Genomic DNA, 21,833 nt, shown 5'->3' with positions numbered 1-21,833 from the left:
GGATTACTGTCGTGGCAAGACCTGCGTCAGCGTGACGCCGTCCTGATCATCTTGCACAATTGCGTCAGCGCGGCATCATATCCGCCGCCCAGAATATCGGCGCAACGGCGGGCGAGCCTGATCTGCTCGGTTCGCGACATGTCATTATAGGCCTGAACGGCGTTGCGCATCGCGCCTGGTGACATCGTGCCCGGGTTGCCGGGATTGGACGGATTTCCCGGGCTTCCAGGATTTCCCGGATTTCCGGTGGAACCCGAACCACCAATACCGACACCAACCCCAAGGCCAAGACCACTCGATCCGCCGACATTGGCCCCGACATTGGCATTGATACCGTTGGAACCGCCAACCGAAGCGTCTACACCGGCGCTGACGCCGCTGGAACCGCCGACGGATGCGTTGACATCCGCATTGACCCCGTTGCTACCGCCGACAGACGCATTGACATCCGCGCCCAAACCGCCGCCGCTTCGACCGCCAACGTCGGCACTGGCATTGACACCATTGCTGCCGCCAACGGAAGCATCGACACCAAGCCCACCGCTGCCATTGCCGCCGACACTGGCATTCACCCCGTTTTCGCCGCCAATCCCGATATCCAGCGCATGTGCGTTGACGGGCAAGATAAGGCAGGCAGACAGTAATAAATTGCGAGAAAGCGCCCTCATAATTTCCTCCCTATGAGTTCTGGCTATTCCCGCCCCGCGTGGAAATTCCACGCTGGCATCATAATTCAATTAGTAATTGCGTATATTCTAATTTGTTAGAGGTATCTAATATTACGTTAATGTTGCAACCGCAGGTGTATCGATACGGGACCCACGAACCCCTCCCTTCCTTCACTACCGGGCCAGAACAGGCAGGAAATAGCCGCCACAAACACGCGCAAATAAGAAGGATAAATCAGCTTTGGGGTTGCACGCATGGCCTTGGCCGTGATAGACGCCGTGGCATTACCACCGTTGCCCCAATGGCGGAATTGGTAGACGCGCCGCACTCAAAATGCGGTTCCGCAAGGAGTGCTGGTTCGATCCCGGCTTGGGGTACCATTTCCAAAATCGGCATTGATTTTATTCATTTTTATCCGGGATTTCCCGATATCCCTTCGACCATGGCATGGCGGCCCGCATCCTCACGAAACTTTGCTTGTCCGCCCCGGGTTTATTACCAGGCTTTCATTTGCCAGACGCTTCGGACTGAATTAGACGAATCCCGTAACACACCGTTGAGCGGCGACTTAATTTCGCCATCACGCCCGCCTTTCTGAAAGCCCGTCCGGGATATCTGCTTCTTCGCGAAGTTTAGGGAAAACATCATGGCCAATGCGACCACCGCCGACAACAGCCGCACGCTCGCCGCTCTCGGCGTCACGGCGGGAATGATCTTCACCGTCGGCTCCGCCCTCGGTTTCCAGCATATTGGCGGTTATACACCGTGCGCCTTGTGCCTGCTGCAGCGCGACCCCTATTATTACGCCATTCCGCTGGGCATATTGGCCGTTGCGACCAGCGTCTTCAAACTGCCGGTTCAGATCACGCGGCTGCTTCTTGCCTTGATCGGCGTGGCGATGCTGATCGGCGCCGGGCTTGGTGTTTATCATGCCGGTGTGGAGTGGGGTTTCTGGGAAGGCCCGATCACCTGCGCCACCGGCGCGCCGTCCATCACCACCAATGCCGGCGATCTTTTGGACAACCTGAACGCCATCAAGGCGCCTTCCTGCAATGACGCCGCACTTCGGGTGCTCGGTCTTTCTTTCGCGGGCTGGAACGTCATCGCAAGCATTGCGCTTGCGGCCATCGCCTTTTTTGGCGCGAGCCGTAAAAGCCGGTAAGCGGAAAACCGCGTGCAGTCCTGAAGATCAGGGCTGCAGCTCGGTATCCCAGTAAAGATAGTCCATCCAGCTTTCGTGCAGATAGTTGGGCGGGAACAACCGCCCATTATTGTGCAAATCCTGAACCGTCGGCTGAAAGGGCTTCTGCGCCGGGAACATGCCCGCCTGTTTGGGAAGCTTGCTGCCTTTTCTAAGGTTGCAGGGAGAGCACGCCGCCACGACATTGTGCCACGTGGTTTCACCGCCATGCGCGCGGGGGATCACGTGGTCGAAGGTCAATTCGTCCCGCGTGCCGCAATATTGGCATTCGAACTTGTCCCGAAGGAAAACGTTGAAGCGCGTGAAGGCGGGGTTGCGGGTGGGCTGCACATAGGTCTTGAGGCTGACGACGCTCGGCAGCCGCATGGAAAAGCTGGGGGACGATACCGCGTGATCATATTCCGCGATGATGTTCACACGGTCTAGAAAGACAGCCTTGATCGCGTCCTGCCAGGACCACAACGACAAGGGATAATAACTCAGTGGCCTGTAGTCTGCGTTCAGAACGAGCGCCGGCAGGGCCTGTGGTGAAACTGCAATCGTCAAGGGCTTCTCCTGAGCGATTCGGCATCTGCACATGTATATTAGGTCCGTTGTTACAGGATTGTGAAGCCTATAAATGCAGCGGAGAAGAGCTTAATTTTTCAGCGGGAAAAAGGCTCTTTTATGTTCCTGAAGACCTTGCGACAGTCCGCCCGACGGCTTGCCGCCTGACAACCGCGTGAACAGCGATTCGCCGCTCCCGGTCACGAATCGGTCTCACGCTTGTTGCGCCATTGGTGATATGATTATCGCGACCGAGAAAGCGGCGCGCACATCCCGTTCGGACACCTATCGGTCGCTCCACCAGCAGGAGGAAAACGCATGGTCTCGCGCAGGCATCATCCACCGGCAGCGTTGCGAACCGGACTGGCAACCGGCCTGTTTGTCCTTACGATCAGTCTGGCCGCATTGGCCCATGCGCAGCAATATCAGAATTTCGAAGTCACCCCGGATGGTCGCGGTGGTGCGCAGGGCACGATCGGCGGCCGCAATTTTGAAATCGAACGCAACTATGACCGGCCGCCGACAAACCGCCGCTCATCATCAGACGCGCGGCGCGACTATAGAAGCCGCGCGCCGCAACAAACATGCCTTATAGACACCGAGGGCAGAACCCGCTGCAACTGAACGCCACTGCGCCGCTCTTCCGGTCGGCTTCCTCCACCGGCAACAAAATTCGATTTCACTAAAAAGCAATCTATCGACTTAAACGGCCTGCAAGAAAGGGCCGGTATGTTCAGGCACAGATAAAACAACTGTGCAGGGGCAGGGACATGGCGAAGAGAACAGGCCGTCTGGTAAAGACTTTGGCAGTCGCCGTCGGCATGGCGGCAAGCATCGCAACGACGGCATCGGCCGTTCAGCTTGGTGGTCTCGCCAAGAACCCGGTTACAGCGCGGCCCGGCCTGTTCATGTCAACAAGCCGTCCCACCATCGCGCCCATCGCCTTTGCCAAATTCTGCGACAATGCCGCCGACCAGTGCGTCCGCATTGGCGATCGTGATACGATCGAGCTGACGAAACAGAAGCGCACGGAATTGCAGCGCATCAACTCCGAGATCAACACCGCGATCGTCTATGTCGGCGAGCTGGAGGGGCAAGATGAGTGGAAGCTCAATCCGGCAAGCGGCGACTGCGACGACTACGCCGTGACCAAGCGACAACGCTTGCTGCGGGTGGGCTGGCCATCGGGTGCGCTTCGCATCGCCACAGCCCGCACCCCGAACGGTATCGGCCATGCGGTTCTGGTCGTCAGCACGACCCAGGGTGATCTGGTGCTGGACAATCGCACCAATGTCGTCAAGCCGTGGAAAGCGGTGGATCTGAAATGGATCAAGATACAGTCGCACGAAAACCCGCGCGTCTGGCTGAAGCTCTAGAACGTCTTCAGCAAAGCTGCGCGTCCCCTCGTTTCGCGAGACCAGACGCGCGCTCGACCAGCAATTTAAGGCGTCATATCTTTCGAATCTGAAAGAGGCTATGCTGTCCTCTCATATCGAAGCGTCCTCGACTGGAAAAACGCCACCGACGCGGCGCTTCAGCGGAGCGTTTACGGAGACCTGAACCTCCTAACGGCCTAGCCTCAGGAGGCCGTGCGGCCGCCACAGTCAACACGCTTGACCTTGTAGCGGAGAGACAGTATCGGCAGCTATGCCCAAGGTGCTCAACTGGATTCGCGGTCGTAAACAGCCAGCCCCCCGTGACGACCGGAGGCGCCGCAGGCTGGACCTTGGCGACAAGCCCGCCTCGTTTCCGATCTATGCCATTGGTGATGTGCACGGTTGTCTCAACCTGCTTTTACAGGCGGAACAGAAAATCCTTGCGGATCTGGCTCCTGACCCCTCTCCCGCTCTGGTCGTTCTCGTCGGGGACTATGTCGACCGCGGACAGAATTCCTGTGGTGTCATAGACCATCTTCTGCAGCCGCCGCCGGCGCCACTGCGCCGTATCGCGCTCTGTGGCAATCACGAGCAGCTGTTCAGCGACTTTCTCGAAAACCCGCAGGACAACATGCACTGGCTGGATTTCGGTGGCCGCCAGACACTGTTGTCCTATGGCGTCGATATCGATTATTTCATGCACAAGGGCCGCTTGCGGCTTCAGCCTTTCAGGGATGCATTGATCGGCGCGATTCCGCTGACCCACCGTCAGCTTTTATCCAGCCTGCCGGTCTATGCCCGCATCGGACCTTATATTTTCGTGCATGCCGGCTTCCGGCCGGGACTGCCACTGGATACGCAGACCGATGAGGACATGTTGTGGATCAGGGAGCCGTTCCTGTCGCAGGGAGCCGGTCTCGACCTCCTTGTCATTCATGGCCACACGCCGGCCCCGGAACCGCAGACCGGCCCGCAACGGATCGGTATCGACACCGGCGCCTTCACGACGGGCAAGCTAACGATCCTGAAGCTTTCAGATGCCGGCCCGCAATTGATTGTCTGACTCGGTCACCGGCAGACCATAAATCAACGGGCCTCAAAATCTCGATCTTCGGCCTTTCGAGCAATCAATCCCGTTTGAAGTCCAGAATATTGCCAAGCGCCGCCATTTGCTGGCGTTTCCATTCAACGGCGTCGCTGAACGCCCTGTCTCCCAGTTCCCATCGCTGCTGCTGGCTGGAGGCAAGCAACAGGACCGCATTGGCAAAACCCTGATGGTCATCATCATCGACGACGATCACGCCGTTGCGATAGTGCTCCGAAAGGCCCCTCGCGCCTGTTTGGGTGCTCACCGTTGGAACACCTGCCGCCAGAGCGTCGAGCAGTTTTATGTTGATGCCCGTGCCCAGCGTAATCGGATTGATCGACAGCGGCGCGCGCGAAAAAGCATCTTTCAGATTATCGACACGACCAAGCTTGAGAACGCCTTCCCTGTCTTCGATCCTGTTGCATATGCTGCCCGCCAAAACCAGCCGGATATCCGGCCGCGCAGCCCTGATCAAAGGCAAGACATTCTGAAGGAAGCCGTTGAGGGAAATGGCATTGGCATCATTGCCGGAACCGAGAAATAGAAAATCGTCCGACGTAAAGTCTTCCACTCGTTGATTGAGATCGAGAATATGGCTGACGGTCGTAACGGTCGGCCTTTCATTTCCGAGCAGCTGCCTGAATATCCGCTCTTCTTCTTCCTGGATGGAAAGAACGACATCGGCGCGACGAAAGGCCTTGCGTTCCGCCTTCGGCGGAACCGAGAACCAGTATCCATATTTGTTGGCGGTCTTAACGAACGCCCTGTGACGATCAGCAAAGGAGTCGTGCGTATCGAGAATGCGAAGCACATTCGCCGGCAGCCCCCTGAACGCCCGTGAATGAAATGCATATTCCACGATGACCGCATCGACCCCCAGCCGGCGCTGAACATCCCGTATCTGCCGGCCTATTTCCGGATAATAAAATTCATCGAGGTAATTGTAGAACCCTCTGTCGCGGCCAAGTACTCGGTAAATCTTCCGAACCGCCCGAAATACGGTCAATCCAACTTCGAAAGCCGGGTCCTCGGCAAACCGCTCATTCAGGCTGTCCCGCTTTCGGGACACAAAATGCAGATGGCCGGACCCGAATTCAACCTCATGAGCGGCGGGATCGAAATCGTCTATTATCGGAGTATCGATATAAACGAAATGCACGTCATGGCCGAGCGACCGCACCGCGCGGGTGAGTTGCAATATCCTGCTGCGATTGCCGGCATTTGCAGGTACAGCGGGAATGGCTGAGACGAAAGCGACCCTCATATCGATATCTCAAGGTCGACCGGAGAATACGTCAAACAGCTGGAAGTTCTTTTGCGAAAGCGCAAGAACATCTGGCAGTTTCCTCTTCACCTTTTCACCGACGTCATCCACTCGGTCGACAAAATCGATCAAGGCGCGCTTGATGCCGTCTTCAGTGTAAAAGGCAGCCGGCGAAAGAAGATCGTCTACTGGCAGATCAAAATGCTGATACAGCCCCTCGAACTTTCCCTGATAAGCGATACATATGACAGGGACACCTTTGCCGAGTGCGGCAATTGCAAGATGCATGCGGCCACTGACGAGGCCGTCAAGTTGCCCCGCAACACCCTTCAGAAACGGCGCAGCCCATTCGCCATCCAGATATCGAACCCTGTCACCGAGTGCTGCGGGCATAAGCCCGGCAATGGCCTTCAGGCATACCTGATCGCCGAAGCCCTCGCGGTAATCATGCGGGATAAGCAGCCAGCATACCGGCCTTTCATCGGCAACAGATTGCAGGGCTTCCGCCCCGCGCCTGACGATTGTCTCAATCTGTAAGCGATCGGCATTTTTGAACAGCATGGGATGCAGATTGAAACCCATCACCCTGTATCCTTCGGCACGCTTTCGCGCGATCCATGAACTTGTGCTCTCATCAGGCTCGGATGGGACGAGGCTGAACGCGGAATCGGCAACGAGTGCCGCATTGGTCTTTGCAAAGGACTTCAGGCGATCAAGAGAAACGGCATCGCGCACATTGAGCGAAACTGCCGGGTGAAGAGAGCGATAAAACATGGCCAGAGCGGGATGCGGCTTGTCATTGAAACTGAAACCAAGGATCACGCTGCTGATCCCGGCGGCGGCAGCGAGGTCAGCGCTGGCAAGAAGTTTTGCACTCATCAGCGGTTGATAGTACCCGTCCATGACATCAGCGCCGATGACGACAACGCAATCATAGTTTCGTGCCGAGAACTGCTCCACCAAGGCCCCTATGAAATCGGCCCTGCCGAAGATATCGACAGGAGAAAAACCCCGCTGAAAAACGGGACCGATGAATTCGGATCCTTCGACAAGAATATCCACTTCCACATTCGGATTGCTTGAACGCGCTTGTTGCAGCGTGGCCGTGATCATCGCGTCATCACCAACCGAACCTAAAACGGTCACGGGGTCTCCGGTCACGATCAGAAGCCGTTTCGGCCGATCGCCGGCGTTGACAGGCCTTATCCGGCGCTTTTGTTCCTGCAGGTCGTTAAAGAATTGCCGAAGCGCAATATCCCTGTTGCGCCGCTCATTATACGCCACCAGCCTTTGACGCAGCGGGGTCGGCAGCAGTCTTTTTATCAGCTTGCGCATTTGCCTTCCTTTCGAGAGAAGATTTTGCCCGTGACAAGCCTGACGACACGCCTGGCCTCATTCCTTGCGGTCAGGGCCATGAGCAGAAGATATGCAAGGGCGAATATGGACCCGAGGAGCATTCCCGATATGAACTCCCCCGCCCCCAGAGCTTTGACTTCAGGGCGCATCCACTGCACCAGAAGAAAGCAGAAGGCGCAGGAGGCAAAGCTGGGCAGAAGCAGGAGAAATATCTTGAGAAGCCGAACCCCAAGCTCACGTGCGACATAAAAAAACGTGAACGGCGTGGAGGTCAGCTGCCCGAAAACATAAAGAATGACCATTGCCCCGATACTGTCCGCAGGGACCAACAGAATGAGGAGAATGGTCGAAATCGCCTTCACGCTTCCGGCAATCAACACCCTGTCCGGTCTTCCCCGCGCGGAGAGAAAAGGCCCGTTCTGAAACTGAACGCATTGCAATGCGCCGAGGAGAAGAAGCGGCTGCGCAACCTCGTCCGCCCCCTGCCAGCGGGCGCCAAACAATACGCTGCATATTTCCGGCGCCAATGCTGCCGAAAGCACGAAGATGGGAGTCGAAACAATCGCCGATATCGTGATCGACTGTTTATATAGTTCCGCCATGCGCTCTCGCTCATGCGATATGCGCGAAAGGACCGTCAACGAGACGTCATAAAGTGCCGCCTGAAGCAACTGCATCAGAAGCTGATAGAGGCGGCTGCCAACGGTATAGAGCCCGAAGAGAGCCACGCCGTAATGTCCGAGGATCATGACATCGATCAGACGGGTGGAGCCAAAGTCAACGATGCGCAGACCCAGAGCGGATGAACCGAACCGAAGCAGCTGGATAAATGTGTCGGGCTTCAGCGTCGTTCCTGGAAGCCAGTAGGGTTTTCGCCAGAGCCAGATCAACGTGACGATGGTTGCAACATAACCCTGAACGACGAGGCTCCAGACACCAAGCCCCGCGATCGCGAATATAATCGCTGCGCCGCCACCGAGAATGTTGGAAATGAAAGTCCTGATCGCCAGAGGCTTGAAGGCAAGCGCCCGCCGATAATTTAATTCCTGAAAGAGGGAAGCCGTGTTTAACGGCAGCAACAGGCAAACCGCAATGATGATCGGCGCGAGCCCCTCAACCTCGAACCAGCTTTCCAGCCTCGGAGACAGCAGCCAGACAGCAACCACAAACACCGTCGCGACGGCCACCGACACGTAAAATGGCAGGTTGATGTCACTCGGCTCAAGATTGCGCTTCTGCACGATGGCGTCGGCAAATCCGAATTCGGAGACCAGCTGAATCAACATCAGAACCAGCCCTGCCGCCGCAACCATGCCGTAATCGGTGGGACTAAGAAAACGGGCAAGAACAATGAAAAGAACCGAGGTAAAGAGCTTTCCACCCCAGTTCTGGACGATGGACCAAAAAATACCTCTGATAGCGGCGCTGCCTATGGAATTGGATTCCGACATCAGTTGACCACCATTTTCAAAGCTGGCCGCGACCAAACGGCCTTCATCAGGATCAGAAAACGATCGGAGCTCCAGATGAGAAGACGGGCTTTACCCATACTGTCTTCCGCCACCGTTTTCCTCGAAGAGTATCTGGCGGCGGACAAATCCATTGCCCGCCTGTAATCCGCGTTCCCGGCAATTCACCAGAACCCCAGTGTTGAGGTTTCAGGCTCTCCTGAATTGCCGTTTCCAAGTGTCGATTGCCTCCACCGGCAACTTTATCGGCGGTGGCTCGCTGCCGGCAATCCAGTTCGACATGCTGTCGAAATCCTTGCGGTCCATGGTCGGCAGACCGGTATCCTTGGAAATTTCCGTAGCTCGATTATCGACTTTGACGATCAGGGCGCGGCGGAATTTCTGCATTGCGCGGATACCGCCATGCAGGCGCGTCCCGACGAAATCCACATCCTCATTGTCAAGAAAGTGGTTATAGGCGGCGAGCGTCGGATCGATAAACTTCAGCCCGGAAATATTCATGGAAGCCAGATAGGCCGCATCTTCACGCTGCTGCGGCCAGAAATAGACGGTGTCGTAACGATCCTTCAGAATTTCAATCATCTTTTTGTCCTCCTCCTGGCGATTGAGGTAGAAGGTCAGCGTTGTAACAACGGAAGAGGCCTTGGCAGTGGGAATGGACTTGCAATGGTCCGGATCAAGCCCCCACATGGTCGGGCAAGAGGTGTTCAGAACCTTTTTGCCGAGGGACCTGAGTTTTTCGGCGGTGTAATTGTCGCGCACCGCATGCGTGAATTCATCCGACAGAATTTTTTTCAGAATCCAGCGCGAATAGGCGTTCGGCTGTTTCATGTAGTTCATCCAGCCGCAGCCGAGCAGAACAGTCTCCCGGAAGGCGAAGGCATCCCACGGTAGCAACTTCCACAACACGCGGGCCTCCATGTTCGATGCGAGAATATTGGTGCCGGCAACAAAGGCAGCTTCGCTCTTGCGCAGCAGCGACTTCGAGACGTTCGTCATATATTCATGGGTCGCCACATGATAGGGATAAGCTTGAGGAACAACCTCAAGCAGCACATCCTTGACGGCATCGAGAATGATCTGATCGCCGAGATTGTCCGAGGCTACGGTTGTATCGAGAATGGTAATCGTCTTCATTGGAACCTCGTCCTGAAATTAAGTCGTTCTGCAATTTCATTTTCGTGAAAAAAGCGCCCTGGCCTCTTTGAGCACCCCCCTTATGTCCCCGGGCATCGTGACAAAAAGCAGAGCCGGATAGATCACCGCCCCTGCCGAGACCAGCAGGCATAGTGTTACCGGTTTGGAGAAACGTTCGCCCATCATCCAGTAGAGACCGCTAACCAGAACAGCCATGGTGAAGGCCGCGATGAGCGGCAACATGCAGGTGCGAAGCGTACCGCCTATCGAAATGCCGGCGCTGTTTCGGACGCTGACCAAAGCGACCGGCCACGTCAGATAGGCCCTTACGACATGAGCAAGAGTAACCGGCAGCAAGCCGAAAGGCGCAGCGGCAAGACCGAGCCCACAGCCGATAACGACCTGCAGAAACGACAGATACAGGGTTTTACCGCCCTGCCGGATGGCGGTCAGAAGCGGCCAGACGAAGGAATTAGCGACAAACGGCAGAGCCGTCAGACATAATAATTGCGTGACCGGTGCGGCGGCGGCCCAGTTTTCGCCGAAGGTAACGGGAATAAGAACCGGCGCCGTGGCCGCAAGGCCAAGGAAACACGGGAAAGCAATGATGCCCGACAGCCGGATAAAGCCGAAATAGGCATTTTCGAGGGATTTGTTCTCGGCATTGATGCGTGCATAACTCGTCAACGCTACCGATGTCAGGGGAATGACGGCCAGCTGACTGACGAGATCAATGCACCGCCATGACAACCGGATATACCCCACGGCCGCGGTCGAGAGAAAAGTTGCGGCGATAAGCTCCTGCAGGCGGACATTGAGGCCCATCAGGAAGTTTGCCGCAAAGATGCGCGACCCGAAACTCCACTGATCCGCCACATAGGCTCTGACGAAACGCGGACGCGGAATCCAGCCGCAGGCAATCCAGTTCATACAAGTCGTCACAACACTGGCGATCAGCCTCTGCACGACCATTGCCCATACGCCCCAACCATTCAGGGCCAGAGCGATTGCGATCACACCGGCGAGAAAATTGGACAGGAGCGCACGCATGGCAAGCTTGCGAAACGCGAACTCACGCTGCAGGCGGGCTTCATGGATGGTGCCAGCGCCCATGATGAAGAGAACGGTGGAGAGCGCCATCAAGACCGGGCTGAGTTCCGCAATTCCGAACAGCCCCGCGAGAAACGGCGCCGCCAGCGAAAGCAAGGCGCACAACACGGCTCCCCACAAAAGTGAAAACCAGAAAGCCGTGTCCGCATAGTCTTCGTCCAGCTCCGGTCGCTGCAACACCGCCTCCGGCAATCCGCCGCGGGCGATGACGAGGATGATATCCACGAAAACCGTTGCGATGGCGACAAGTCCAAACTCGTCCGGCGTCAGCAGGCGCGCCAGAATGAGGAAGACGACGAAAGACAGAAAGACGTTGCCATAACCGCCGACCGCACTCCACAGGGCGCTCGTGACCGAGCGCCTTTCAAGACGGGGAGCGTTTTCGTCCAACTTCAACATCTGCAAAACCCGGAAACACGGGATGGCGCCCTGCCCGCGGCTGAAAGATCAGCGCGTGGCATCCGCACGCCCGTCATGCGGCTGCAGCCTTGCTTTTCGCCAGCACGTCTTCATAGAGCTTCACATAATTTTCGCCGACCCGCCGTGAGGTGGATTCCTCGACGATATTTCCGAAATCGGCCTCCGTCGGCAATTGCTCGCGCGAAAGCGTCAGCACCCGGCGAATGCGCGCGGCAAGGTCAGCGGCATTGCCCGGCTCGAACAGCCAGTCGTGATTGGTCTCGCCGATCAGCTCCGGGATACCGCCCGAAGCCGCGCCGATGACGGGAACGCCCATAGCATAGGCCTCATAAATCGTGCGCGGCGAAGGTTCGGCCCAGAAAGAGGGAACGATCAGAACATCAATCTCTTCGAAAAACTCCTTCGGCTTCGCCCAGCCGATGAATTCGATCGGCAGATCGCCCGCCTGCTTCGTAAAACGCTCAATGGAATCGTCCATCGCCTGGCCGGCGACCAGACAGCGCCAGTTGCCGTGGCCGATCTGATTGAAGGCATCGACCATGTTGCCAACGCCTTTTTCGGTATTGATGCGGCCGATATAGCCAAAGGTCAGCGGCTTGCCGCTCCGGTCGATCCGCCGGCGGGCGACCGGATCGCCCTCCGGAACCGTGCAGGAATAAAAAATAACGCGTCGCAGGCTTTCGGGAATATGGTGGAACAGTCCATGATTGACATGCGTCTTGAGGATTTCCGTCCCAACGCTCGCGACCGCGCCAATATAACGTTGCGTGAATTTCTTGGTGAAATTCACCACCTGACAGCCCAGATGGATATGCTCGCAGGGTTTTCCACCCTTGAACATGGCGGCATTGCCGCACAGGAGATCATATTCGCAAATCGTATGGACGATTGGAATGCCCCGCTTATGCGCCGCCCGCCACACCAGCGTGGTAACGTCCAGCAGCGAATGGGTGTTGAGAACATCCGGCCTGAAATCGTCAAGAACGGCTTCGAATTGCTTCTCAACGTTGAAATTCCACTGCTGCCTGATCTTCTGCATACGCCTTTGCTGCGGCGTGTGTTGAGGCCAGTCCTCAAGCCAGAAATCATTATTGTGGAACATGCGGTAAACGCTGACGCCGTTGCGCACCGTTTTGGACTCCGCCTGCCGTTCAATGCAGGCGGCGCCGACGGTATGCCCCATGGAGACGAGTTCCTCGGCAAGGTGCTCGACCGACCGTTCGCATCCGCCGACAATATGCGGCGGGTAAAGACTGCTCAAATGGAGAATTCGCATGCGGATACGCTCTATTTTCCTTAATCGAAAATTTATGACTTCCGCTCTGGCCTTGCCACGCTCCCGAAGTGCCGGGAGCCAGTGAGACATTTGTAAAAAAATACAAAAGCCGGAGCGGAACTAACATTTGAAAATATGAATAACCAAAAATTCACTTTCAAAAAGCACGGGAATTGAGGGCATTTCAAGTGATTTCTTTTCGCGGTGCGACAAAAGTCATCCCGTGTTGCGAAAAGAGCCTGTCCCGTGCTACGTCATCTGAATACGAAATACCCGGACCAAAGCGGCAGTTTATGCTGTCTGGAACGGTGACTGCTTTATATTTTCTTATTTTGCAAACATGGATTTGATGGCGGCTGAAAAAACGCCGCGAAGCTTTCAGGACATTCTGACCGCAGCATATTGAGAGACGCCGCCCGCATTTAATCGGCGCCCACCCAGCCATGCCTCACTTTGCACTGTCCGCCATGATTATCAGGAGACACAGATGAACGGAAAACAGCCGATCACCATGGGCCGCCTGACACGGCGCAGCCTGCTCTCAGCAACACCTTTCGCATTGGCCGCCGCCACCGGCTCCTATCCCGCATTCGCACAGACCCCGCCCGTTTTTTCCGCCGATACGGAAGCCTTTCTCGATAGTGTGGGCGTGTGCGGCCATTTCGCTCGCCCGACGGGCATCTATCCGGAAGCCTTCGAGCGCATCCTGCCTGAACTTGAGGCGCTGGGCGTGCGCCATCTGCGCGATGAGGGACTGATCACCGCAAGAGACAGCCGCAACAGCCCCGCCTTTCAGCGCCTGCGCCAGATCGTGGCGGCCGGCCTTCGCCTTACCATCATCTGTTATGATGATCTCAATCCCTATGTTTCCACGCCGCTCGACAGGATCGCTGATTTCCACGACTGGTGTGACGGCGGCATCGCCCTCTTCGAGGGCAGCAATGAACCGGTGCTGACGAAGGATCCCGCGAACGCGCCCGGCATTTCGGCCCGGCATCAAACGGCGCTGCACGAGATCATCCACTCGACGCCCGACCTCAGCGGCGTTCCGCTTGCGGCGCCAAGCTATGTCCTGACGAACAGGGAACTGGCGCTGGATCTGCAGGCGGTCAGCGACTACGGCAACATTCACCCCTATGCCGGAATGGAGCATCCCGAAACGACCGGGCCGGGGGCGCTTTCCAAATCTATTGCCGCCTCGGCGCATATCACGCCCGGCCGCCCGGTGCTCGCCACGGAAATCGGCTACCATACGTCATTGCAGCCGAAGACCTTCCATTTCCCCGTTACCGAGGGGATCAAGGCGCGCTACATGCCCCGCGCGCTTTTGTGGTGTTTCCTCAGCGGCATCCGCCGGGCCTATATTTATGAAATGGTGTCGAGCTTCGCGCAGGATGAGACAAACCCGGAATCATCCTTTGGCCTGCTGCGCCACGATCTGAGCCGAACGCCCGCTTATGAGGCCGTGCGCGCCCTTCTGTCGCTTTGCAAGGCGAAGCGGCAAACCAGCCCGGCGGAAAGGCGCCTCGATTTTCTCCAGAGCGATGCCGAAAGGGTGACGTTGCGGCTGGCAAGGCCCGACGGCGCGCTGCTTGTGCCGGTGTGGCTCGGCATCCGGGGCTGGCAATGGCCGGCCCGGATCGAAAATCCGCCCGCAGAACGGCTCGCGGTCTTTTCCGTAACTGGGCCTCACAATCAGGTCATCGCCCACCGCTTCAGCGACGACGGATCCGTGACCCAGAGGGTGATCGCGCAGCAAGGCGGGCAATACCAGCTTTCCGTCAGCGACCAGCTCACCATTCTGGAGGTTTTCTGAGGGCTGAGGGCGAAATTTCGCAGTCGCAAAATTTTATATATCGTGCCAACCTTATGCGTGATAGCCTGCTTTGATAAATGACTTTTTGTCCGCGCGAGCGGACACAAATAATACCAAATATATTTTTTCTTTTTTTACAGATGATGATGATGACGCAAAAATTTAACAATGCGCCTGCTGTGGGGACGCAACGTCTCGATGTCGTTCAAATGATGCGTGCCGTGGCAGCCGCTATGGTTGTCGGCCTGCACGCAAATGTCAGCTGGGAATTTACACTCTTCCCGCTCCATGTGTTGAGACTTGGTGCTGGGGTGGACCTCTTTTTCGTTATCTCCGGCTTCGTCATCGTTTATGCTTCCAGACCGTATTTTGCGGCCGCGGGTGGAAGTGCGGCGTTTCTTTTGCGCCGACTTCTGCGTATTGTTCCTCTATATTGGTTCGCGCTGACGCTGCGGCTTATCGTGTTGGCGGGAGGTGCTTTTCTTGGCGTAAAGACATTTCCGTCACTCCAGGCAATTCTGACTTCCTATTTTTTTATCCCTTATGACACCATTGGATATGGTGACGCCTATCCGTTTCCCATTCTCGACCTCGGCTGGACGCTGAACTACGAGATGTTTTTTTATATGGTCTTCGCAGCTTTCATCTTCCTGTCTCTGGAGCGCGCCGTCCTGGTGACATCGAGCATCCTGTTCGGCGCTATCCTGATCGGCCCAGCCCTGAACCTTCCCTTACCGTTCAGCTTCTGGTTCCAGCCGATCATTCTGGAGTTTGTCGCGGGAATGGTGCTCGCGACACTGTTTCTACGCGGAGTACGCATCCCCCCTATAGTCGGCGCCGCGATGGCTATTGGTGGCCTTGCAGTCTGGAAGCTCCTGGAAGTCGACATGTTCGGGCCCGCTTGCGGTCCCGGCTGCTATTCTTTTCCCCGACTACTCGTTTTTGGCGGCGGCGCGATTCTTCTGATGACGACAGCAACCCTGACGCGGGGGATTGCCCTGCCCCGCTTCGCCCAGCCGCTTGCTGCGCTGGGGGATTCCTCCTATGCGCTCTACCTGTTGCACCCTTTTATTTTTCTCGGCTTCAAGGTTGTTCTGAGTGTTTTCACGCTTCCCCCGGGCTGGAACAACGTCGCCTATTTCGTCATCGTCGTCAGCACCATCGCCATAGCCCACGCGTTTCATATATTTGTCGAAACACCCGCAAACACATGGCTTCGTAACCGCGTGATAACACCCCGACGAAAAGTCGCAGCCTCCTGACACCAAGGGCGGTATCCGCAGCCAGGCCGTTAAGGATAGGGAGATGTTCATATCCCGAGCCTATTTTAACACTTGATCGTTTGCTTGGGCTGTGCGATTTAAAGGAAAATTTTAAGGTGTTGGATAACCATGTTCGACATCAAATTACTTAAAGTCGTATTTTAAAAATTTGGAGAGTTGTGATGTCCCGCCCTCGTAATGGCTCGACGCTCACTGGTGCAGTGTTGATGGCCAGCATGGTTGCTTTTTCCGTATCGGCCAATGCCCAGAATGTTGAAACAGCACCGGCCGTAGCCCAGACGCCGACGACAGAGAGTGTCCCTGCTGCAGCCCCCGTAAAGGCCGCAGACGAAACCACCGCCGCATTTCTCGGTCGCGTTCAAGGCACCAATCCCGAGATGGTTACGCTTTCTGCCGCGGAACTGTTCAAGCAGTCTCCAACGCCTGGAACGATTGGTGATCTGATCGCCATCGCCTCCAGCACTGATGCCGCCGCTGCGGATCTGACCGGAAAAGTGATGGGCGGTTTCCCCGTCATCGCGGTTTCTACCAGCGCGGCGCAATTTTCCGAACAGCTCTCCGCACTGGTTCTAAGTGATTCCGGCCAGCTGCCCGCCATCGTCGCACTCGCTCAAAAAGTCGCGAACAAGGATTTCTCCGAAGTTGTCGGTGAAGGTCTGGCGCTTGCCTATTCCACGGCGATGCAGAGGGGCAACACGATACTCGCAGCCGCCATCCAGCTGCAGACCAAGGGCACAGGCGTGCCCTCCGATCTTCTGATTGCCTTTAGCGAAAATATCGAGGGAACGGCGGCCGGCCCGGCTGCGCCGGCAGCCGCCGCTGCTGCAGCTTCGCCGATTGGCGGCGCCGGCTCCACACCAGCCAGCGGCAACAGCGTCGGCGGCTCGGCGGCCACGGGCGCCGAGGCAGGCATAGCGCAGGCCGGCGGCGGAAGCGCACCCGTTGGCGGTGGCGGTACCGGTGGCACTGGTGGCGGTGGAACGTCGACCATCTTCAACATCACGGTTTCAACCGGAAGCACCACCACGCCAATCAGTACAAGTCCTGTCTGAAACGGCTTTGCCATCCTCTTTACGGGGATGGCCTTCGCCTGTCCCACGATGCAACCGAGACTTGGCGGGCTTTATGCTCGCCGAAAAGAGCGAGGCTGACAGTTGTTGCAAAGGCACGATCCCCTGACGATGAGCGATTATGATAAAAACGCCTTTACGGCGGATTTTATCGATATCGAAGCGGTTCTGGCAGCGATCCGCCGGCAGTGGCGCATTGTCCTTGCGACCATCGCCATCGCCGGAACAATCGGCCTAGCTTATGCCGCAACGGCTGTTCCGATCTATTCGGCCAGCGCAACCCTGTTGATCGACCGCAACAATAGCCAGGTCGTCGAACAGCTTTCAACGATCGGTGGCGTCATAGAGGACGAGGCGTCGATCCTCAGCCAGGTCGAGGTCATACAATCGGAAACCATCGGGCTCGCCGTCGTCGACAGTCTCAATCTGACGGAAAACCAGGAATTCAGGGCGACACGCGCATCACTTCTGAGCTCGATGTTGGGCACGATCCGGTCGCTGGTCAATGTTTCGCAGTGGTTCTCGCCGGCAAAAGGAACGGTCATCGATGACGGAACGCTGAAGAGAGCGCTGTCGGACCAATTGTTGCAGAGCCTTTCCGTCAAGCGCATCGGCCGTACCTACGCGCTGGAACTGACCTATAATTCAACATCGCCGGCTCTCGCCGCCCAGATCGTCAATGCCGTGGCGGCAGCCTATCTCGTAGATAAGCTGAACTCCAAATACGAGGCGACGAAGCGGGCCAGTGACTGGCTGTCCGATCGAATAGCCGAATTGCGTCAAAGGGCGCTGGATACCGATCTGGCCGTGCAGAAATTTCGTGCCGAACACAATCTGATCGAGACGGGCAATAACGGCCTGCTTTCCGACCAGCAACTGGCGGAACTGAACAGTGCGCAAATTCTGGCCCAGTCAGACACGGCCAAAGCGCGCGCACGGTTCCAGCGTATCGAACACATTCTCGCCACCGACGATGTTGATGCCGTCGTCACCGATATCCTCGATAGTTCGGTCGCAAATGATCTGCGCAAGAAATACCTCGAATCCTCAAAAATTGAGGCTGAAATCTCTGGTCGGCTTGGCGAAAACCATGTTCAGGCGGTGCGTCTGCGCAATGAAATGCAGGAATACCGTCGACTGATGTTCCAGGAAGTCAGCCGGATCGCGCAAAGTTACAAAAGCGATCTCGAGGTCTCTGAGGCAAGGGAAAAAACCCTTGAGGCAAGCATTGCCAGAGCCACCAATGTCAGCAATTCGGCCAGCCAGACCCAGGTTCAGCTTCGCGAGTTGCAGCGCGAGGCTGAAACCTACAAGAACATGTATCAAACCTTCCTGCAGCGTTATCAGGAAGCGATGCAGCAGCAATCCTTCCCCGTGACGGAAGCACGCGTGATCTCCAAGGCAATGCCGCCTAAAATTCCAAGTAAGCCGAACAAGCCGATGCTCCTGGCGCTTTTCATGATCATGGGGGCGGCCGCTGGCGGTGGCATCGCCATGTTCCGCGAATTCCGCGACCGCTTCTTCCGCACCGGGGAACAGGTTCGCGATGTTCTCGGACTGGAGTTTCTGGGTAATACGCCGCTCATCCCGAACAAGTCGGGCGAGGAAGTCCTCTCCAAGGGTCGGGAGGACAGCCCCGCCGCCACCCGCCCGTCCAATGTTGCCCGTTACGCTGTCGATCACCCGCTATCCTCCTTTGCCGAAACCCTGCGCAGCACACGGCTTGCGCTCGATCTGGGCATTCCCGCGAAAAGCGGCGCACGGGTGGTGGGCGTCGTATCGGCCCTGCCGAGCGAAGGAAAATCAACCATCTCCATCAATCTGGCACAGCTTTTGGCCGGACAGGGCGCGCGGGTTTTACTGCTGGATGCGGATATCCGCAATCCGGGCGCTACGCGCGCTTTGGGTCGCCATGCAGGTGAAGGCCTGCTCGAAGTCCTGCTGGAAGGTCGCAATGTGCGTGATGTACTGCTGCGCGACGAAAAGACAGGGCTCGCTTTCCTGCCCACGGTCGTCAAGCAACGTGTGCCACATTCTTCCGAACTCCTGACCTCGGCGCAGATGCACAAATTGCTGGCTGAGGCGAGCGGCGCGTTCGATTATATAATCGTCGATCTGCCACCGCTCGGTCCGGTGGTCGATGCACGGGCGATGGCCGGCCGGATTGACGGTTTCGTTTTCGTCACCGAATGGGGTAAAACCGCCCGCAGGGCAGTCCGCAACACCATCGAAAACGAAGTCCATATCCGCAAAAAATGCCTTGGCGTTATTCTCAACAAGGTGGATACGGAAAAGCTGAAGCTCTATCGGGCTTATGGCTCGAGCGAATATTATTATTCACGCTACACGCGCTATTACCATGACTGACAAGGACGGTATGACGCGCCTGCGTAAAGTCTTTGCGGTCGTGCCGGTCCTTATCATTTCCATATTCGTTCTGGCCGTCGCAGCCCAGGCATTTTCCGAAAGCCGGCGTTTTTCCGACATCGTTGCAATGGCGAGAATTGCCGACGACAAAAACGGCCTGGCACCCGATCTGCTTGCCAACACGGTAAGCCAGCTTCATCCCGTCGTGACGGAGAAAATCTGCCGTTCGGATATCGTCAAGGCTGGATTGCGACTGATTTTGGCTGATCTCGATGCAAGTGTCGCAAAGGTCACGCCAGAGGCAGCTGCGGCGCGTCTGGGCTTTGCCGAAACCTATATTCGTCATGCGCTCTCTTGTCTTCCCGCCAATGGCGATGTGTGGCTGCGTCTTGCCATGGTTCGCTCGCTACGCAACGCCTCGCTCCTGGAGACAGCCGTGTTGATGAATTTTTCCCAGCTTTACGGGCCGGCTGACGCCAATCTGATACGCGGGCGCTTCGCCATGTGGCGGCAATTTCCAAAGGAGACCCTGCCACAGGCCGAGGCGGCGCGAGACGCGGATACCGCGGTCGTCTGCGGCAAGGAAGGAGAAATCCTGCGCTGGACCCTGCGTGATGTCTGCCCACAGGAGCCTGCAGGCACCGTGAAACGCTCCATACCGCTGCGGTGACGTGAAAACGCGATCGCGCTTTGACGTTCTGCACATCGCCACCACAAAGAATTCTTACGAAGACGAAAACCCATGACGCCCACCCTCACCCAATCGGAAGCGCTGTCCTCCTCACTGCCACGACCGGTCGTGTTTCGCGATTATTTCCGGGCGGTCGCCACGGTCGCATTCTGGGCAATTTTTCTGCTCGCGCTTCTCAATCGCGGCGCAACGGAAATAGAGAGCCGCATCGTTGTCACGCTTGCGATTTATCTTCTGCTGGTGCCGGCCATTATCGCATTCGGGCCGCCCCGGGGCGGTGCCGGCAAGGCGCTCGTAGCGACCTGTTTTTTGCTGGGCGCGCTCATCGTTCAGATATTGCTGCAGGCATCATCCCTGCCACGCCTTGCCTTGCCCAACCCGGCGTGGTCCGCCGCCACCATGTTCACGCAGATCGCACCAGCCGCGACGATCTCGCTCACCCCGGCGGATGATCGCCTCGGCCTGCTCAGCGCCGCCCTGCCCTTCGGCGCCTTCATGGCCGGCCTCGTGATTTTCGATACTGACGAGCGCGCGGCAAAAACATTGCGATGGTTCGCAATAGGTGGCGGCTGGCTTGCGCTATGGTCGATCGTGCAGTTTCTGCTTTTTCCGGATATGCTCGGCTTCATTCAAAAACGCTTCTATCTTGGCAGCCTGACCGGCCTTTTTGTTAATCGCAATACCGCCGCAACCCTGTTCGGTCTCATCCTGCTTGCGCTCTTCTCATTGTTTCACAAACGGCTGCAGGCTCCGGATTGGCACATGGTAAGGGCACTCGTGGCAAATCGCCTGACGGTGCCGGCCGACCAGAAGCGCCTCATCCGCAAGGCAGCCTTTGCCGGCGTACTCGCCGCCCTCTGCTTCATCGCATTGATGCTGACCGGATCGCGCGCCGGGATCATGTCCAGCTTCGTAGCGCTGCTTTTCCTTATCCTTCTGACTGTCTTCAACTCACCTTCCAGAGCCAACAGCAGCGCAACTCCACGGCGCCGGCGGCGCGGGTTCAAGCGCCGGGCGGCGATCATGCTCGCCATGGTCGTCGGCCTGTTCTCGCTTTTTGCCAATCGGGTGGCGCTTCGCATGGAGACACGTCTGGAAGACGACATGCGCTTCTGCTACATGCCGGGCATCACCCGCGCCATCGCCGACAGCTGGCCCTGGGGATCGGGGCTTGCGAGCTTTGCGGAAACCTACGCACCCTATCACGCGGCCCAATGCGGGGTGAACGCCGTCGTCACCCATGCCCACAATGTCTATGCCGAAGGCCTGCTGACGCTTGGCGTCGCATTCCCGTTTTACGCGGCCTTTTTCGCGCTTGCCCAATTGATCATTTTTATTATCGGGATGCGCAAACGCAAAAGCTATCGTTACGCTTCCCATCTCGGCCTTGCAGGTCTGCTGCTAATCGCACTGCATTCGACCCTTGATTTTTCATTGCAGATTCCCGGCTTCGCCATGGCTTATGCCATCTTCCTCGCCCCTATCGTCACACTTTGCCTCAATTCGCCGGGAACTGACCGGGATGGCCGACGACGGCAGCGGCAGGGTCCAACCGATCCTTCAACGCCCGCACGTGTGGGGCACGACTAAGCGGCACACCTGGTATTTCGAAGCCAAAGCGGCTGACCTGCGCGTTCACTTACTGGATGCCAAGTAACTGTAACGATTGTAGAACTGAAGACAGAGACGAGAATT

General features: G+C 57.0%; 18 protein-coding genes and 1 tRNA gene. 11 read left to right on the top strand and 8 right to left on the bottom strand.

The features are described from left to right. Window positions 1-26: 26 nt before the first annotated feature. The gene (gene uppQ, locus DXT96_RS10260; RefSeq protein WP_149899379.1) at window positions 27-668 is read right to left on the bottom strand and encodes a polysaccharide biosynthesis GNAT family N-acetyltransferase UppQ; all 642 of its coding nucleotides are present in this window, start codon (window positions 666-668) and stop codon (window positions 27-29) included. Between the two features lie 296 nt (window positions 669-964). Here uppQ and DXT96_RS10255 point away from each other — a divergent pair. Then, a tRNA-Leu gene (locus tag DXT96_RS10255) sits at window positions 965-1,049 on the top strand. Window positions 1,050-1,315: 266 nt separating this feature from the next. Then, window positions 1,316-1,831: a disulfide bond formation protein B gene (locus DXT96_RS10250; RefSeq protein WP_153514527.1), complete on the top strand. Its 516-nt coding sequence runs from the start codon at window positions 1,316-1,318 to the stop codon at window positions 1,829-1,831. A 27-nt stretch (window positions 1,832-1,858) separates the two neighbouring features. Here the strand turns inward: DXT96_RS10250 and DXT96_RS10245 are convergent, their stop codons facing one another. Beyond that, on the bottom strand, window positions 1,859-2,416 hold the full coding sequence (locus tag DXT96_RS10245; protein ID WP_080813864.1) for an HNH endonuclease: 558 nt from the start codon (window positions 2,414-2,416) through the stop codon (window positions 1,859-1,861). A 318-nt stretch (window positions 2,417-2,734) separates the two neighbouring features. On the opposite strand from DXT96_RS10245, the gene DXT96_RS10240 reads away from it, so the two are divergent. The 3 genes from DXT96_RS10240 to DXT96_RS10230 all read left to right on the top strand — a co-directional run bounded on the left by DXT96_RS10240 (window position 2,735) and on the right by DXT96_RS10230 (window position 4,855). After that, on the top strand, window positions 2,735-3,040 hold the full coding sequence (locus tag DXT96_RS10240; RefSeq protein WP_153514526.1) for a hypothetical protein: 306 nt from the start codon (window positions 2,735-2,737) through the stop codon (window positions 3,038-3,040). 146 nt (window positions 3,041-3,186) lie between these two features. Next, window positions 3,187-3,792: a transglutaminase-like cysteine peptidase gene (locus tag DXT96_RS10235; protein WP_153514525.1), complete on the top strand. Its 606-nt coding sequence runs from the start codon at window positions 3,187-3,189 to the stop codon at window positions 3,790-3,792. A 271-nt stretch (window positions 3,793-4,063) separates the two neighbouring features. After that, window positions 4,064-4,855 (top strand): metallophosphoesterase family protein, encoded by a 792-nt coding sequence (locus tag DXT96_RS10230; RefSeq protein ID WP_149899382.1) that lies wholly within the window; start codon window positions 4,064-4,066, stop codon window positions 4,853-4,855. 64 nt (window positions 4,856-4,919) lie between these two features. On the opposite strand, the gene DXT96_RS10225 is transcribed toward DXT96_RS10230, so the two are convergent. The 6 genes from DXT96_RS10225 to DXT96_RS10200 all read right to left on the bottom strand — a co-directional run bounded on the left by DXT96_RS10225 (window position 4,920) and on the right by DXT96_RS10200 (window position 12,911). Continuing rightward, on the bottom strand, window positions 4,920-6,143 hold the full coding sequence (locus DXT96_RS10225) for a glycosyltransferase family 4 protein (RefSeq protein ID WP_153514524.1): 1,224 nt from the start codon (window positions 6,141-6,143) through the stop codon (window positions 4,920-4,922). A 9-nt stretch (window positions 6,144-6,152) separates the two neighbouring features. After that, window positions 6,153-7,478, bottom strand: a complete 1,326-nt coding sequence (locus tag DXT96_RS10220; RefSeq protein ID WP_153514523.1) for a polysaccharide pyruvyl transferase family protein — start codon at window positions 7,476-7,478, stop codon at window positions 6,153-6,155. Then, window positions 7,466-8,950 (bottom strand): lipopolysaccharide biosynthesis protein, encoded by a 1,485-nt coding sequence (locus DXT96_RS10215; protein WP_153514522.1) that lies wholly within the window; start codon window positions 8,948-8,950, stop codon window positions 7,466-7,468. Before DXT96_RS10215 ends, DXT96_RS10220 begins: the two co-directional genes overlap by 13 nt. Before the next feature lie 207 nt (window positions 8,951-9,157). After that, entirely contained in the window at window positions 9,158-10,105 is a 948-nt protein-coding gene (locus DXT96_RS10210; protein ID WP_153514521.1) for a polysaccharide pyruvyl transferase family protein, read from the bottom strand. A 36-nt stretch (window positions 10,106-10,141) separates the two neighbouring features. Next, window positions 10,142-11,614, bottom strand: a complete 1,473-nt coding sequence (locus DXT96_RS10205; protein WP_153514520.1) for a lipopolysaccharide biosynthesis protein — start codon at window positions 11,612-11,614, stop codon at window positions 10,142-10,144. Window positions 11,615-11,687: 73 nt separating this feature from the next. Then, a complete protein-coding gene (locus DXT96_RS10200) occupies window positions 11,688-12,911 on the bottom strand; it encodes a glycosyltransferase family 4 protein (RefSeq protein ID WP_153514519.1) in 1,224 nt (407 codons plus the stop codon). Between the two features lie 487 nt (window positions 12,912-13,398). Between DXT96_RS10200 and DXT96_RS10195 the strand changes: the two genes are divergently transcribed. The 6 genes from DXT96_RS10195 to DXT96_RS10170 all read left to right on the top strand — a co-directional run bounded on the left by DXT96_RS10195 (window position 13,399) and on the right by DXT96_RS10170 (window position 21,728). Further along, window positions 13,399-14,727 (top strand): hypothetical protein, encoded by a 1,329-nt coding sequence (locus DXT96_RS10195; protein ID WP_153514518.1) that lies wholly within the window; start codon window positions 13,399-13,401, stop codon window positions 14,725-14,727. 149 nt (window positions 14,728-14,876) lie between these two features. Continuing rightward, on the top strand, window positions 14,877-15,989 hold the full coding sequence (locus tag DXT96_RS10190) for an acyltransferase (RefSeq protein ID WP_153514517.1): 1,113 nt from the start codon (window positions 14,877-14,879) through the stop codon (window positions 15,987-15,989). Between the two features lie 182 nt (window positions 15,990-16,171). Continuing rightward, a complete protein-coding gene (locus DXT96_RS10185; protein ID WP_153514516.1) occupies window positions 16,172-17,062 on the top strand; it encodes a hypothetical protein in 891 nt (296 codons plus the stop codon). 129 nt (window positions 17,063-17,191) lie between these two features. After that, complete coding sequence (locus DXT96_RS10180; protein WP_153514515.1) at window positions 17,192-19,447, top strand: polysaccharide biosynthesis tyrosine autokinase; 2,256 nt, start codon at window positions 17,192-17,194, stop codon at window positions 19,445-19,447. 10 nt (window positions 19,448-19,457) lie between these two features. Next, on the top strand, window positions 19,458-20,117 hold the full coding sequence (locus DXT96_RS10175; protein WP_153514841.1) for a hypothetical protein: 660 nt from the start codon (window positions 19,458-19,460) through the stop codon (window positions 20,115-20,117). 72 nt (window positions 20,118-20,189) lie between these two features. Beyond that, complete coding sequence (locus DXT96_RS10170) at window positions 20,190-21,728, top strand: O-antigen ligase (protein WP_153514514.1); 1,539 nt, start codon at window positions 20,190-20,192, stop codon at window positions 21,726-21,728. The last annotated feature ends 105 nt before the right edge of the window (window positions 21,729-21,833 follow it).

The sequence above is a fragment of the Agrobacterium sp. ICMP 6402 genome (assembly GCF_009498615.1).
Lineage (GTDB): Bacteria > Pseudomonadota > Alphaproteobacteria > Rhizobiales > Rhizobiaceae > Agrobacterium > Agrobacterium burrii.
The sequence above is the reverse complement of the archived record's forward strand: the minus strand, read 5'-3'. Positions and strand labels throughout refer to the sequence as shown.